Source organism: Pseudomonas sp. 5.2 (assembly GCF_059025405.1).
Map to the genome: position 1 here is coordinate 204,196 of NZ_JBYBHH010000011.1, position 16,200 is coordinate 220,395.

4 protein-coding genes are annotated in these 16,200 nt (G+C 66.9%); all 4 read right to left on the minus strand.

Annotated features, from left to right (window positions below):
• Positions 1-34: 34 nt before the first annotated feature.
• Positions 35-1,219, minus strand: coding sequence for an HlyD family type I secretion periplasmic adaptor subunit (locus AC5PZ0_RS18255; protein ID WP_027595497.1), 1,185 nt, complete (start codon positions 1,217-1,219; stop codon positions 35-37).
• A complete protein-coding gene (locus AC5PZ0_RS18260; protein ID WP_099452940.1) occupies positions 1,216-3,378 on the minus strand; it encodes a type I secretion system permease/ATPase in 2,163 nt (720 codons plus the stop codon). Before AC5PZ0_RS18260 ends, AC5PZ0_RS18255 begins: the two co-directional genes overlap by 4 nt.
• The gene (locus AC5PZ0_RS18265) at positions 3,375-4,811 is read right to left on the minus strand and encodes a TolC family outer membrane protein (RefSeq protein WP_493855445.1); all 1,437 of its coding nucleotides are present in this window, start codon (positions 4,809-4,811) and stop codon (positions 3,375-3,377) included. Before AC5PZ0_RS18265 ends, AC5PZ0_RS18260 begins: the two co-directional genes overlap by 4 nt.
• A 63-nt stretch (positions 4,812-4,874) precedes the next feature.
• Positions 4,875-16,200: BapA/Bap/LapF family large adhesin (locus AC5PZ0_RS18270; protein ID WP_493855446.1), on the minus strand; the 11,326-nt coding region annotated here is incomplete at its 5' end.

The following is a 16,200-nucleotide window of genomic DNA, read 5'->3' on the forward strand; positions in this document are numbered from 1 at the left end:
GGCTGCTCCTACAGGGCATCGGATAACCGGGTCATCAGCGTTCGCGCAGGGCTTCCCTGGCCCGGTTCAACGGCTTGATCAGGTAATCCAGAATGGTCTTTTCACCCGTGCGGATATCCACCGTGGCGATCATCCCGGGCACGATCGCAAAGTGTTTGCCGGCCTTGTTCTGCAGGCTGTCCTGCTCGGTGCGGATGAACACCCGGTAGTAGTAGATCTCCGGCTTCACCTCGTCCTGCAGGGTGTCCGGCGAGATGCCGACCACCTTGCCCTCCAGCCCGCCATACACCGAGTAGTCATAGGCACTGATCTTCACCTTGGCGGCCTGGTCGGGGTGGATGAAGGCGATGTCTCGGGGCGCAATGCGGGTTTCGATCAGCAGGCGTTCATCCATCGGCACGATCTTCATCACTTGCCCACCGGGCTGGACCACACCTCCCAAGGTATTGACCTCGATGTCCTTGACGATACCGCGCACCGGCGAGCGCAGGGTCAGGCGGGTCAGCGAGTCGCTGCGCCCGCGGATCACTTCGGACAGGCTGTCGGCCTCGGCGCTGGCCTTGGCCAGCTCTTCGCGGGCCCGTACCAGGTAATCGGAGCGCGCTTCGTTGGCCTTGAGCTCGAGTTCCGAGCGCTGTCGGTTCAGGCGGATAACCTCGACGCGGCTTGAAGCGCCCATCTTCGCCAGGTTCTCGGTGATCTTCAGTTCGCTGCGCACCAGCTGCAGCGAATCGTCGATACCGGCCAGGGTTTGCTCCAGGCCGCGGCGGCGGGTCTGGTACAGCGCGGTTTCGGCGTCGACCAGGTCGGGGGAGTCGCGCAGGCTGTCGGGGAACACCAGCGGCTTGCCGGTGACCTCCGCACGCAAGCGGGCCTGGCTGGCCTTGGCCGCGCGGTACTTGGCTTCACTTTCGCCCACGCTGGAGGCGGTCTTGGTTGGGTCGAGCTGGGCCAGCACCTGCCCGCGGTCGACCAGGTCACCTTCGGCCACGCTCATCTGGGCGACGATGCCACCCTCGAACGACTGGATCACCTGCTCGCGCGAACTGGGGATCACCTTGCCGGTGCCGGTGGAAACTTCAGTGACTTCGAACCAGGCCGCCCAGGCCAGGAACGCTGCCAGCATCAGCGCACAGATGGTGATGATTCGGCCGGCGCGGAATACCGCCTGGTCGTCCTGCCCGTCCAGGTAGGACGCCGGGAGTTCATGGTTGCTCATGCCTGGGCTCCTTGCAGTTTGGCCAACGCGGCATCGCGGTTGTCGTCGATGACGATGCGGCCGCCATCCAGCACGATAATCCGGTCGACCCGCTGCAGCACGCTCAGGCGGTGGGTGGCGATTACCAGGGTGCGGCCCTGGCAGAAGCGGTCGAGGTTATCCAGCAACTTGCGTTCGGTCATGTCGTCGAGGGACGCGGTCGGCTCGTCCAGCAACAGCACCTGCGGCTGGCGCACCAGCAGGCGCGACAGCACCAAGGCCTGGCGTTGGCCGCCGGACAAGCCGACACCGCCTTCCAGAATCAGGTGGTCCATACCTTTGGGTAGCCTGCGGACGAACTCCAGGGCGCCGGTGGCGGCCAGCGCCGCGACCAACTCCTGGTCACTGGCCTGGCCGGCACCCAGGGTGAGGTTTTCCCGCAGGGTGCCGTGAAACAGCCGTGAGTATTGCGGCAGCAAGCCGACATCGCGGCGTAGGTCGGCGGGGTCGAGATGGGCCAGGGCGATGCCGTCCAGGTTGATTTCGCCCTGGACCAGGTCCATGGCGCCGCCCAGGGCCTGCAGCAAGGTAGATTTGCCGGCACCGTTGCGGCCGAGCACGGCGATGCGTTCACCCGGCTGGATGTCCAGCTGGCCGATGGTGAGGACGGGAGGCGCCTCCGCGCTGTAGCGGAAGTTGGCCTGGCGTAGCTGGTACTCGCCGCGGATGGCCGGCAGGTGCACGCGGGCTTCGTTTTCAGGGTGATCGACCGGTGACTGCATCAACTTGTCCAAGCCCTGCAGGGCCACCTTGGCCTGTTGCCAGCGGGTCAGTACATGGGTCAGCTGTGCCAGCGGCGCCATCATGCGCGACGACAGCATCGACGCCGCCACCAGGCTACCGGTGGTGAGGTCGCCGGCGATCACCATCGGTGCGCCGATGACGATGACCACGGCGAACACCGCGCCCTGCACGTTCTGCGTCCAGGTCACCAAGCCATTGGTCAGGGTGCGCAGGCGCAGGTTGGTGTGGGCGCAGGCGGCGTTGTACTGGTTCCATTGCCGCTCGAAACGGGCTTCGGCTTGCAGCGCCTTGATCTCGTCCAGGCCCTGGATGCTTTCCACCAGCATGGCGTTACGCAGCGCCGACTCACGCATCGAGGCATTGGCCAGGCGTGCCAGGCGCCGTTGCGCCAGCAGCCCGGGCAGCACCATGGCCAGCAACGCCACCAGCGGGATGAACACCAGCACGCCGCCGATCAGCCAGAACACGAACAGAAACAGCAGGAAGAACGGCAGGTCGGCCAGGGCGGTGGCGGTGCTCGAGGTGATCAGGTCACGGATCGACTCCAGCTCGCGCAACTGCGAGATGAACGAGCCGGTGGACTTGGGCCGTACCGAGTTGCGCAGGCGCAGCGCATGGCCATAGACCAGGTCAGAGACGCGCAAGTCGGCGCGTTTGCCCAGCAGGTCGGTGACCTTCAGGCGCAGCAGGCGCATGCTGAAGTCGAACACCAGCGCCAGCACCACGCCACCAAACAACACATACAGCGTTGGCAGGGATTCGGCGGGGATCACCCGGTCGTAGACCTGCATGGAAAACAGCACCCCGGCCAGGGCCAACACGTTGGCCACCAGCGAGGCGACCATCACCTGCCCATAGGGCCGCAGGTCGCGCAGGACGATACGCGCGAACCAGTGGCGGTCGTAGGGGGCGGTGTAGTCGTCGGTGCGCACATCGCGCAATGGCCGCGCCGGGCGCAGCAGGGCGACCCGGGTGATGCGCCCCTTGAGCGTGTCGCGGGGCAGGCGCGAAGTCAGGCCCTGGTCGCCTGCGAAGACCACCGCCAGGTCGTCTTCTTCGGTCACCGATTCGACCACTGCCAACTGGCCATCGTCGAGTTCCAGCACCAGCGGCGTGCGCCACTGCCGCAGGCCTTTGGCATCGAAGCGCACGAAGCGCAGCGCCAGGCCGGCCTGGCGTGCCATGTGGCGGAGAATCTCATCCAGCGGGCGGGCATCTTCGACGGCCGCCAGGCGAATGCGCTGGGGCGAGACGTCCAGGCGATAGTGGTGCGCGACCTGAAGCATGACCTCAAGCCAAGGCCCCAGGTCGGGGCGAGCATTGGCCGTTTGCTCCGGGGCCTGGCTCGGCAGGGTCACATTGACGGTTTCGTTCATGGCTGGATCTCCACACCTTGCAGGTTACGCCCCTCTAGGCCAAAGGCCGTGCGCAGGGCGCCGGTGTTGTAAAGGCAGTCGACATCCAGGCGCAGCAAGTCGGAGCGGGTGCCGGCGAGTTCGAAACGAGACTGGTAGATTTCCTGCTCGGCGTTGAGCAGGTCGAGCAGGGGCCGGGTGCCAAGGTCTAGGTACTGCCGGCCATAAAGCATGCGCGCCTCCTGAATGCTGACCTGGCGGGCTTCGAGTGAGCTCAGCCGACGGCCCAGCCCCGAGGTCTGCGCCATGGCCTCGGCCAGGCCACGGCGTGCCTGCAGGCGTGCAGCATCTTCGGCCGAGTCGGCGGCTGTCAGCGAATGGCCCGCAGCGCGGGTGCGGGCGCTGATGGCGCCGCCTTGGTAGATGGGCACCTCGACGTTCAGGTAGATGCCCGCCTGGGTGCGGTCCATGCGTGAGTTGTCGCGGTTGTAGTCGTTGTCCAGGTAGTGGTTGACCTGCGGCTGCAGCGACACGGTCGGGTAGGCCTCGGCTTTGGCCTGGGCCAGTTCGGCCTGGCCTTGGGCGCGCTGGGCCAAGGCCATCAACACGGCGGGCAGGCGATCATCACCTTGCCGTGGGCGCTTGCAGGCCTGGTTCAGCTCAGGGGGCGACTCTTCGGCGAGCATGGGCGGGGTGACCCGGCCGAGCAATGACGCCAAGGTCGAGCGCCAGCGTTCGTACTGTGACTGGTATTCCTCCAGGGTGGCGCGGGCGCTTTCTACCCGGGATTCGGCCTGCACCACGTCGGAGCGGGTGCTGGCGCCCATGTCGCTGCGCTGGCGGGCCATGCCGGCGATGTCGCCGACCCCGCGGATCTGGTCGCGGGCAATCGTGATCAGTTGCTCGTAGCGGCGGGTCTCGACCCAGGCATAGGCGGTGTCGCGGGCCAGTTCGTCGACCACCAGAAGGATATTGGCCTGGGCGCGGGCGGCGGCGGCCTGGGCAGCGCTGACGGCGCTGTCGACCTTGCCGAAGTCGTAGAGCATCTGCTTGAGCGACAGGTTGAGCGCCTGGCTGTTGCGGTCGCCGCCGTAGCCGGTGTCATAGCCCGTGCGGATACCGCCGGAAATCTGCGGGTAGTAACCGGCGCGGGCAACGTTGATGCCTTCGCCTTGCTTGTAGAGGTTGCCGATGGCCTCGGCGATGCTGGGGTGCCATTGCGCGGCTTGCAGCACCGCTTCGGTCAGCCCGAGGCGGTCGCCATTGCTGACGGGGGCCATGCCGATAGGTGGGCGGGCGGGCACCGCGTCGGGCGCATCACGTAGCAGTGAAGGCCCGATCTGGCGCAGTTGTGGGTCGATGTCGTCGGCTGCCTGGGCAGCCGTGTTGAAGTTCAGGGCCAGGAGCCCGAAGGCCCCCAGCAACAGCGGTGACAGCGGACTGCTTCGCTTCACATAGTTCCCTTACTGCTGTTCGTCCTTGCCGCCGGGCGATTGCCCGGCGGGATTGCAGCGGCCTCAGACGACATGGATACCGTTCTGCACCCACAGGTGATGGCTCGGATCCTCCTGGGCCGTGTATTGGTTATAGTCGATGCCGTCGGCAGTTTGGTTCCCGACCAGCGCCCAGTTGTCCGTCATGTGAACCGAGTCCTTTTCATCCCCCTTGATGACCAGTGTGTCGTTGCCGGTTTCGGTGATCGCGACCACGTCCGCCAGGTTCAGGGTCAACGCCACCGAGCTGGTGTCGTTGAGGTCGATCACTTCGATGTCGTGGACCCGTCCGACCAGGTTGCCCAGGTCGATGCTGGCATCGCCGCCGCCCCACAGCAGGGTGTCGTTACCACTGCCACCCTCGACGCTGGCGAAGTTCTGGTCGACCACCACCAGGGTGTCATCGCCCGCACCACCCAGCAGGGTGATGTGGCCGCCTTGGCTGCCATCGAGGTGGTCATTGCCATCGGTGCCGGCAATCACTTCGCTGGAGGCCACGGCCGCGAGACTGGCCAGTGCCACGCCTTCGTCACCGCTGTCGGCCAGCAGCGAGCTGGTGGCCGTGAAGTTGGCGGCGTTGTCCAGGCTGATGGTCAGGTTGGCGGTGTCGGTGGTGCCGTTGGGGTGGGTCAGCTCGTAGGTGAAGGTTTCATGCTGGCCAATCACCGCATTGGTCAGCCCGGCGTTGAGGGTGTAGGTGTAGCTGCCGTCTGCTTGCACCAGCAGGGTGCCGTAGCTGCCCGCCACACTGACCCCGTTGTAGCCCGGGATGGTGTAGGTGTTGGCCGCCGTCATCACACTCAGCACGGTCAATGGCGAGCCAAGGTTGTCGTCGGCCAACAGGTTGCCGGTGACCGCCGTGGCGCCGCTGACCACGAACTCGGTCAGGTGCGTGGTGGTGGCGTTGACGCTGGTGGTGATCGAACTGGCCAGGCCGATGCCGCCCGCGGTGACGCGCACGTGGTAGGTGCCTGCCCCCTGGTTCTGGAACGTGTAGCCCGCACCACCACCGAGCAGGCTGATCAGCGAGCCGCCGCCGACCGACTGCACCAGCACGTACTGGCCGGTCGCTGGGTTGAGTTTGAGCAGGTCGATGGTGGTGCCATTGAGCAAGCTCAGCAAGTTGGTGGAGTTGACCACCACTTGCAGGTTGGCCGTGGTGTCGGCGGCAACGCTGGTGGTGTAGGTGGCCTGGCGTGTGCCGATCAAAGGCAGGCCCAGTGTGCCCAGCGAGGCTGTACTGGTGTCCACCCGGTTGGCCAGGGTGAGGTGGCTGGTGCCGGCGTCGTTGACCGCGTCGAGCACTGTGGCCGGTGCACTGTAGTTGGTGTCGCTCCAGATCTCCGTGGCTTGTGGGCTGTCGATGCGCACATACAGGTTGGCCGCATCGGAGGCGCCGTTGGCGTGCAGCAACTGGTAACTGAACACATCGACCTTGCCGACGCTCGAGGGGCTGCCGTTAGGCGTGTAGGTGTAGCTGCCGTCACCGCGGATCACCAGGGTGCCGTACAGGCCCTGCACCGTGGTGGCGCTGCCCGCCGACACATAGCTGCCGTTCTTCATCACCTGCAGCACGGCGGCGCTGTCCGGGCCAAGGGCATCGACGCTGCCGTCGGTGCCAACGTCGGTAATGACGTTGCCGGTTTTTGCCGTGCCGGTGCCGGTGAACTGCGTGAGGCTGGTGGTCTCGATGTCCAGCGTGGTGGTCACGTTGGTGACCAGGCCGATGCCGCCACTGCCGACCGTCAGGCGATAGTCACCGGCCTGCAGCTCGCCGATGTCGACACGAAGGCCCTGGCCCAGCGGCAGCAGGATGAGGTCGAGCAGGCCCTGGCTGGTGCCCGTGGCCAAGGTCACCCAGTTGCCGGCAGCGTTCTTCACTTGCAGGGTGAAGGTGGCGTTGTCGAGCAGCGACAGTGCGCTGCTGGTGGTCAGGGTCAGCGTCGGGTCCACGGTAGTGCCGGCACCGACGGTCCAGGTGTAGGTCTTGGTGAAGCCTGCCAGCAAGGTGGTGAAGCTGTCCTGATAGCTGCGCGAGCTGACCACCGGTGCCAGGTTGACCTCGGCGGTCACCAGGTTGTCGCTGGCGATTACCGGGGCGTTGGCATCGACGTCTGGTGCGGTGATGTTGACGTTACCGGACACGTTGCCGCGCCCGTCGCTGAGGGTCACCGACAGCAACTGGCCGTTGTCCTGAGGCGGGCTCAGGGTCACGGTGAAGTTGCCGTCCGGTTGCACCACCGCCGTTTGCAGCACGGTGCCGTTGGCACTGCGCACGGTGACGGTGGCGCCCACTTCGCCGCTACCGGTGAGGGTGCTGCCGTCGGCGCTGATCGCCAGGTTGCCGGCGACTGCAGGCGGGGTCAGGTCCGGTGCGGTGAGCGCAGTGCCGGTCGAGACATTGCCTGCACCGTCGGTGAGGGTGACGCTCAAGGCCTGGTTGTCGATCTGCGCCGCAGTCAGGCTGACCACGAACAGGCCGTTGCTGCCCACCGTGGCCGTGCCGATGACAGTGCCTGCGCCGTTGCGCACCGTCACGGTGCTGCCGACCTGGCCAGAGCCGCTGACGGCCGTACCGTTGGCGTTGATGGTGGCCAGCGGCGCGGCTGGCGGTGTGGTGTCCGGCGCCGTCACGTTGACGCTGCTGGACAGGTTGCCGGTAGGGTCGGACTGGCGCACCACCAGCAGTTGTCCATCGTTTTGCTGTGTGGTCAGGGTGATGGTGAACGTGCCATCGGCTTGAACCACGGCCGAGCCCAGCGGGCCGTTCGGGCCTTGCACGGTCACGGTTGCACCCGCCTCGCCACGCCCTGTGAGCTCGGTGCCAGCGCCATTGATGACCAGGTTGGTCGGCGCGGCCGGTGGCTGCACGTCGATGGCGGTGACGCTGGTGCTGCCAGACACGTTGCCTGCCGCGTCAGCCTGGCTCACGCCCAATACCTGGCCGTTGAGCTGCGGGGTATTGAGGTTGATGCTGAACGCGCCACCGGCATTCACTTGCCCAGTGCCGAGCACGTTGTTGCTGGCGTCGCGCACGGTTACCGTGGCCCCGGCTTCACCGGTACCACTCAGTACCAGGCCGTTGGCAGACAGGCCGGTCACCACCGGGTTGGCCGGTGGCGTGATGTCGGCGGCCTGCACGAAGGTCGGTTGCGATTCGCCGCCCACCAGCGCCACAGCCGTCACGGTCAGGTGCTGGCCGTTGAGCTGCGCCGCGTTCAGTTGCAGGGTGAAGGTGCCATTGAGGGTGGCCCCGCCGGTGCCGATCAGGTTGCCGGCGGCATCGTAGACTCGGATACCGACGCCGCTCGGCGCATTGCCCTGCAAGGTCAGGCCATCGCTGCCCAGGGTCACGTTGGTTGGCGGCACGGGCGGTGCTACCAATGGCGTGACATAGGTCGCGACCGCGGAGGTGTTGAAGCCGTCAGATTGCGTCACCCCCAGCGTAGCCAGAATACCCGCAGGCGGTACCAGCGTGACCTGGAAGTTGCCGGCCGCATCCACTTGGCCAGTGCCCAGCACAGTGCCACCGCGGCTGACGGTGACGATCGCATTCGGCTCGCCTTTACCGGTCAGCACGTCGAAGGTGTTGTTGATGGCCATGTCTGTGACCACGGCAGGTGGCGAGGTGTCGTTGGTCTGGTAGCTGGCAGGCAGCGAGCTGTTGCCGGCATCGTCGGTGGACACCACAGTCAGCAGTTGGCCGTTGTTTTGGGCTGGGTTGATGGTGACGGTGAACTGGCCGTTTGCAGGGACTTCCACCTCGCCGACCACATTGTTGTTCGGCCCGCGAACGGTGACGGTGGTACCCGCTTCGGCGGTACCGGTCATCGAGGTGCCGGCCGGGTTGAGCAGCAGGTCGCTCGGCTGTACCGGTGGCGTCAGGTCTGGCGCGGTCACTTGCAGTGGCGCAGACGGGTTGCCGGTGGCGTCCTGGGCGATGAGGGTCAGCACTTCGCCGTTGATTTGCGCCGCGTTCAGGTCGAGCACGAAGGTGCCGTCCGGGTCGACCGAGACCTGGCCAAGCAGGTCGCCCTGGTTGTTGACCACGGTGACCCGTGAGCCGGGTTCGCCGGTGCCGATCAGCTGGGTGCCGCTGTCGTTGATCGTGGCGATCACCGAGGCGGGCGGTGTGATGTCTACTGCCGTGGTCGTGCTGATCGGCGAGATGTTGCCGCGGCCATCGGTCAGGGTCACTTGCAGCACCTGCCCGTTGAGCTGCGCCGAGCTCAGGTTGACCTGGAACGTACCGTCCGCGTCCACCTGGACCGTGCCGATTTGCGTGATGCCAACATAGACCCTAACGGTCGCACCCGCTTCGCCGACGCCGCTGAGCAGATCGCCCGCTGCGTTGAGCCGCAGTTCGGTCGCGGCCTCCGGTGGCGTGAGGTCCGGCGCCCGGACGTTGACCGGCGCACTGATGTTGCCGGGTGGGTCGGCTTGCTGTACCGACAGGATTTCGTAGTTGATTTGTGGCGGTGTCAGTTCGACACGGAAGCTGCCGTCGGCCAGTACGATTCCAGAGCCCAGCACCGCGCCTGCGGCGTTGCTGACGGTGACGGTTGCACCGGCTTCGCCCAGGCCGATGACCACGCTGCCGTCGAGCGAGATGTCGACATCGGTGAGCGCGGCGGGTGGGGTGAAGTCTGGCGTCAGCAGGGTAGCTGCTGGCGACACGTTGCCGGCAGTGTCGGTCTGGGTGAAGCTGAGCAGCTCGCTGTTACCCAGTGCCGGGCTGAGGATCACGGTGAAATGGCCGCTGGCATCGACAGTGGCCCTGCCAACCTCGCTGCCATCTGGCCCGGTGACGATCAACAGCGCGCCGACCTCGCCGCGGCCGGTGAGGGTGATGCCATCGCTGGAAATAGCCAGCTCGGTTGGCGCGGTGGGTGGGGTGGTATCCGGCGCGGTGATTGGGCTGGCAGCCGACTGGTTGCCAGCGGCATCGGTCAGCACGACTTGCACTTGCTGGCCGTTGGCCTGAGGCGCGTTGAGGTCGACCTGGAAGCTGCCGTCGCCACGCACCACCGCAGTGCCCAGCACGCTGCCATCGGCGGCCAGCACGCGCACAGTGCTGCCCGCTTCGCCGGTACCGTTGAGCAGGCTGCCGCCACCGGCAAAGGCCAGGTTCTCGGCGGCATCGGGCGCCACGCGGTCCGGCGCGATAAGGCTGATGCTGTTGGATTCGTTGCCGGCGGCATCGGACTGGCTGGCGCTGAGCTGTTCGCCATTGATCTGCGCGCTGCCCAGGTTGATGCTGAAGTTGCCATTGGCATCGACCACCCCGGTGCCGAGGTCGACGCCACCTTCACCGATCACGGAGACGGTGGCACCCGGCTCGCCGCGGCCACTGAGGACCAGCCCATCGCTGGACAGCACGACGTTGGCCAGTGGCAGCGGTGCCGTGGTGTCCGGTGCCTGCAGGGTGGCTGGCAGCGACGTGCTGCCATCGGTGCCTACCGCACTCACATGCAGCACTTCGCCGTTGGCCTGGACGCTGCCGAGGTTGACCGTGAAGGTGCCGTCGTTGGCGACCGGGGCTGTGCCCAGCAATACGCCGTTGGGGCCGTAGACAGTGACCGTGCTGCCTGGCGTTGCCGTGCCGGTTACTACCAGGCCATCAGCGGCCAGTACCAGGTTGTCGGGCGTCTCTGGCGCCAGGATGCCCGGTGCGGTGACGGTTTGTGCAGGTGAAACGTTCTGCGCGGCATCGGCCTGCACCACGCTGAGGCTTTCGCCGGTGATGGCGGCAGGTGACAGGTTGACCGTGAAGCTGCCATCGGCGCCCACCGTGGCCGTGCCCAGTGCGGTACCGTCCGGTGCGCGAACGGTGACCGTGGCGTTGGCTTCGCCGGTACCGGTGAGGGTCGCGCCATTGGCGGAGACCGCCAGGTTGGCGACTGCGGCGGGTGGCGTGGTATCGGCTGCGGTGTACGGCGCGGCCGGCGACACGTTGCCTGCGGCATCGGTGGCGGTTACCTGCAAGGTCTGGCCATTGGTCTGGGCACTGTTCAGGGTGACCTGGAAAGTGCCGTTGCTGCCAGCTACCGCAGTGCCCAGCACGTTGCCAGCGGCATCGCGCACGGTCACGGTACTGCCGGCTTCCGCACTGCCGGTCAACTGCAGGCCAGTGGCGGCCAAGGCCAGCGCGGTTGGGGCAGGCGGTGGGGTGAAGTCCGGCGCGGTGACCGCCACGGCGGTGGAGGTGTTATTGCCTGCGTCGGTCTGGGTCACGCTCAAGTGCTGGGCGTTGAGTTGAGCGTTGTCCAGGGTCAGGGTGAAGCTGCCGTTAGCGCTTACCAGGCCGGTACCGATGATGGTGCCATCCGGGCCGCGCACGGTGACGGTGGCGCCGGCTTCGCCGAGGCCGGTCAGGGTCAGGCCGTTGTTGTTCAGCACCACATTGGTCAGCGGCGCTGGCGGGGTCAGGTCAGGGGTGGTGACATTGACTGCTGGCGAGGTATTGCCAGCCGCATCCACCTGCGTGACGCCGATGGCCTGGCCGGTGGCTTGCGGGGTGTCGAAGACCACCGTGAAGCGGCCATCGGCCCCGACCACGGCCGTGCCGAGCACAGTCCCGGCGGCATTGCGCACCTGGACGGTGGCGCCTGCCTCACCGCTGCCCGATAGCTGCTTGCCGTCCTGGCTCAGTACGGGGTTGCTGATGGCTGCAGGCGGCGTGCGGTCTGGCGTCGCCAGGCTGGCCGGGCCAGAAATGTTGCCGGCGGCGTCGCTGAGCGTGACCTGCAGCGGGCTGCCGCTGGTTTGCGCACTCGGCAGGGTGATCTGGAACTGGCCGAGTTGGTTGACGGTGCCGGTGGCCAGAATGGCGCCGCTGGCATCGCGTACGGTGACGGTGGCACCGGCCTCACCTTCGCCGCTGAGCACGGTGGCCGCGCTGTTGAGGCTGAGGTTGCTGGCCGCCAGCGGCGCCTGCAGGTCAGGGGCCTGCAAGGTGGCTGCGAGCGACACGTTACCGGCCGCATCGGCCTGGGTGACGATCAGGTTCTGGGCATTGGTCAGCGGTGGCGCGAAGCTGATGCTGAACAAGCCATTGCTGCCGACGGTGGCAGTGCCAAGCACGTCGCCTTGGGCATTGACCACACGTACGGTCGCACCCACTTCGCCATGGCCGGTCAGCGTGCTGCCGGTGCGGTCGATGCCATCCACGATCGGGGCGGCTGGCGCGGTGGTGTCGTTGGCCACGAGGGTGGCGGGTACCGATGGGTCGCCATCGACCGTGGTGCGCGCGGTGACCACCAAGGTCTCGCCATTGAGCTGGGCATTCTGGAAGAACACCCGGAAGGTGCCATCGCTACCCACCGTTGCCGTGCCCAGGGTAATGCCGCCCGAGGTCACGGTGATCAGTGACCCGACGGTGCCTTGGCCGGTGAGCAGGAAGCCGTCGGCGCTGATGGCAAGGCCGCTTGGGGTAACGGCTTCGGTGCCATCCGGGCCGTCCAGCGAAACGGGGGTGGACTCGTTGCCGGCAGGGTCGATCACCACCACGTCGACGGTTTCGCCCTCCGCCAGTGGCGGCGTGACGGGTACCACGAAGGTGCCATCCGGCCCGACGGTTTCGCTGCCGCGTTCACTGCCATCCGGGTTGCGGATAACGACTGTACTGCCAGGTTCGGCGCCGCCGCCGACCACGCTGCCATCCGGGCTGACGGTGACCCCCGTGGCCGGGAGTGGGTCGGTGGTATCGGGTGCCGTGACGGTGATGGGCGCAGAGCTGTTGGCCCCGTCGCTGACTACCACGGTCACGGGTTCACCGTTGGTCTGCGGAGTCGGCAGCGTCACGCTGAAGCTGCCGTCAGGGTTCACCGGCTCGGTGGTCTCGTTGCCGGCTGCATCCCGCACCGTCACCGTCGTTGCGCCCGGCGCGTTGCCGGTCACGGTGGTGCCATCCGGGCTGACCTCCACCTCGGTGGGCAGTGCCGGCGGGGTGATGTCCGGTGCAATGATCTGGGTGGGCAGGGACTCGTTGCCCGCGGCGTCGGTCAAGGTGACCTCCAGCGCCTGGCCATCGAGTTGCGCAGGGGACAGCGGCACCGTGAAGTTACCGCCTGCTGGCACAACCACAGAGCCCAAGAGGCTGCCGTCAGGGGCGCGCACTTCGACGGTCGAACCTGCCTCACCGGTACCCTGGATGGCGTTGCCGCCCGGGGTAATGGTAAGCCCGGCCGGCGCGGTGGGTGCCGTACTGTCGTCGGCCGTGAAGGTGGCCGATGGCGAGGCATTGCCGTCGTTATCGATCAATACCACCGACAGCACTTCGCCGTTGGTCTGGGCGGGTGTGAGGGTGACGGTGAAGGTGCCGTCGCCATTCACCGGGATGGTGCCCAGCAAGTCCCCGGCAGCGTTGCGTACTTCCACAGTGCTGCCGGGTTCGCCCTGGCCGCTGAGTTCCGTGCCTGTCGGGTCCAGGCCCAGGCCTTGCGCAGCTTCCGGTGCCTCGAGATCAGGTGCGGTCACGAGGGCGGCGGGGGAGTCATTGCCGGCGCTGTCGGCCTGGGTGACGGACAGGGTCTGGCCATTGAGCTGTGGCGGGTCGATGGTCACGCGGAAGCTGCCATCGGCCTCGACCACGGCGGTGCCCACGACTGCGCCAGCCGTGCCGGTCACAGTTACCGTCGCACCGGGTTCACCGGTGCCGGTGAGGGTTCGGCCATCAGCGGACAACGTGGTGCCGGTCGGGGTATCCGGTGCCTCGCTGTCGGGTGCCGGCAGGGTGACGGCGGTGGACAGGTTGCCGGTTGGGTCGCGTTGTTCCACGGTCAGTGCCTGGCCGTTGGTTTGCGGCGGGTCCAGGGTGATTTCGAACGCGCCGTTAGCGCCGACCACAACGGTGCCCAGCACGCTGCCATCCGGCGCGCGTACGGTCACAGTTGCATCGGGTTCACCGGTGCCGGTGACGGTCAGGCCCGCGCCATCAATGGCTACCTCGCCAACCGCTTGCGGTGGCGTGGTATCAGGCGCTGTGAAGTTGACCGGGCCTGCGCTGTTGCCGAGGCTGTCGGTGGCGTCAACGGTCAGGCTTTCGCCATTGCGCTGAGGCTGGTTGAGGGTGACGTCGAAGCGGCCGTCGCCACCCACCGTGGTGGTGCCCAGAATGGTGCCATCTTCTGCACGCACGGTGATGGTCGAGCCGCTCTGGCCCTGCCCGGTGAGGTGGAGGCCGTTGGTGTCGATGGCCAGGCCCGAAGGCTGCAGCGGGCCGTCCAGGTCGGGCGCGTTGACGGTTGCGGTAGAGGTGTTGCCCGCGGCGTCGCGCAGGGTCACGTCCAATTCCTGGCCGTCGGTTTGCGGCGGGGTCAGGACCACGCTGATGACGCCATTGGCACCCACTTGGGCGTTGCCCAGCACATCGCCCTGGGCGTTGGTGACCTGCACGGTGGTGCCAGGCTCACCGCGACCTGTGAGGGTGCTGCCATCGGCGCTCAGTTGCAGGTCGCTGGCCTGGTTCGGCGGGGTGATATCAGGGGCAATGATCTGGGTCGGCAGTGAGTTGTTGCCATCGGCATCGATGGCGACTACATCCAGTGTTTCGCCGTTGGCCTGCGCTGGCGTGAGGCCGATGGTGAAGGCGCCACCAGGGCCGGCCTGGGCACTGCCCAGCACATTACCCTGTGCGTCGCGCACCTCGACCTGCGTGCCCGCAGGGGCACTGCCGCTGATGGACGAGCCGTCGGCTGCCAGCACCAGCCCGCTCGGGCTTTCGGGCAGCGGTGCATCGGCAACGATGACGGCGATGCCCACCGACTCATTACCCGCAGCATCGGTTTGCACCAGGACGATGGCCTGGCCTGCCGCCAGCGGCGTTTCGAGGTCGACCACGAAGGTGCCGTTCGGGGCGACGGTGCCGGTGCCGATGACCGTGCCATCGGTATCTTTCACCTCCACTTTGGCGCCGGCTTCGCCGCGGCCGGAGACCGCCAGGCTGCCGGCACCCGCCACGACGTCAGTGATGATCGCCGGTGCGGTGATGTCCGCTGCCACGTAACTCAGTGGCACCGAGGTGTTACCCGCGGCATCGACCACGGTGATGGCCAAGGTTTCGCCATTGGCCTGGATCGGGTCCAGGGTGAGGGTGAAGGTGCCGTCGGGTTCGGCGATGGCGCTGCCGATCAAGTTGCCTGACGCGTCGTGGACGTTCACTCGGGCGCCAGGTTCGGCGCTACCGGTCAGGCTGATGCCCTCGCTGAGGACAAGGTCGGTAGGTTGCAGCGGCGCGGCGAGGTCTGGCGTGAGCACCGAGCTCGGTTGCGAGGTATTGCCAGCGGCATCGGTCAAGGTCACCTGCAGCGACGAGCCGTCTGCAACCGAGGGGGGCAGCTGCACGGTGAAGTCGCCACCGGGTTGTACCGTTCCCGTGACCACCACCTGGCCCTGATCGTTGCGAACCTCCACGGTCGCGCCAGGTTCGCCGCGGCCAGAGAGGGTAAGCCCATCATTGCTGACCACCAGGTTGGTGGCCGGCTCCGGTGGCGTGGTGTCGCCATTGTCGATATCTGGTGCGGTAACGCTGCCGGCCGTCGAGGTATTGCCTGCGGTATCGGTGGCCGTGACTTGCAGCTGTTCGCCATCGACCTGTGCCGGGGTAAGGGTAATGCTGAAGGCACCGCTCGGGCCCACCAGAACGCTACCCAGCTCGGTGCCATCGGCCGCCAGGACGCGCACTGTGCTGCCCACTTCGGCACGCCCGGTGACCACGCTGCCATCGGTGCTGACGGCCAGTTCGGTAGGTGTGATAGGCGCAGTGATGTCCGGTGCGTTGACTTGTACCGGCAGGGACGATGCGCCGGTGCTGTCGATTGCCACTACATCCAGCAGTTCGCCGTTGGCTTGTGCTGGCGTGAGCACGACGGTGAAGGTGCCTTCGGCGCCGACCACCACGCTGCCGACCACGTTGCCGTCAGCATCGTGGACCTCCACGCGGCTGCCGACCGGGGCGGACCCGCTGATGCTGGTGCCGTCTTCGGCGACCACCAGCTCGCTCGGGCTGGCCGGCGCGGTGGTCACAGGGACATCGAATTGCAGGGCTTCGGAGGCGTTGCCGCTCGCGTCGGTCTGCACCAGGCTCAGGCGCTCGCCTGGCAGTGCCGCCGGGTCGAGGTCGATCAGGAAGGTGCCGTTGGCCAAGACAGTGCCGGTGCCAATGACCATGCCGAGGGCGTCACGCACTTCGACGCTGGCCCCCACTTCGCCACGGCCGCTCAGGGCCAGGCCACCCGTGCCGACCACGATGTCGCTGACGGCAGCCGGCGCGGTGATGTCCGGTGCATCGAATGGCAGCGGGGTCGAGGTGTTTCCGGCGGCGTCCACCAGGCGGATATCCAGCACTTCA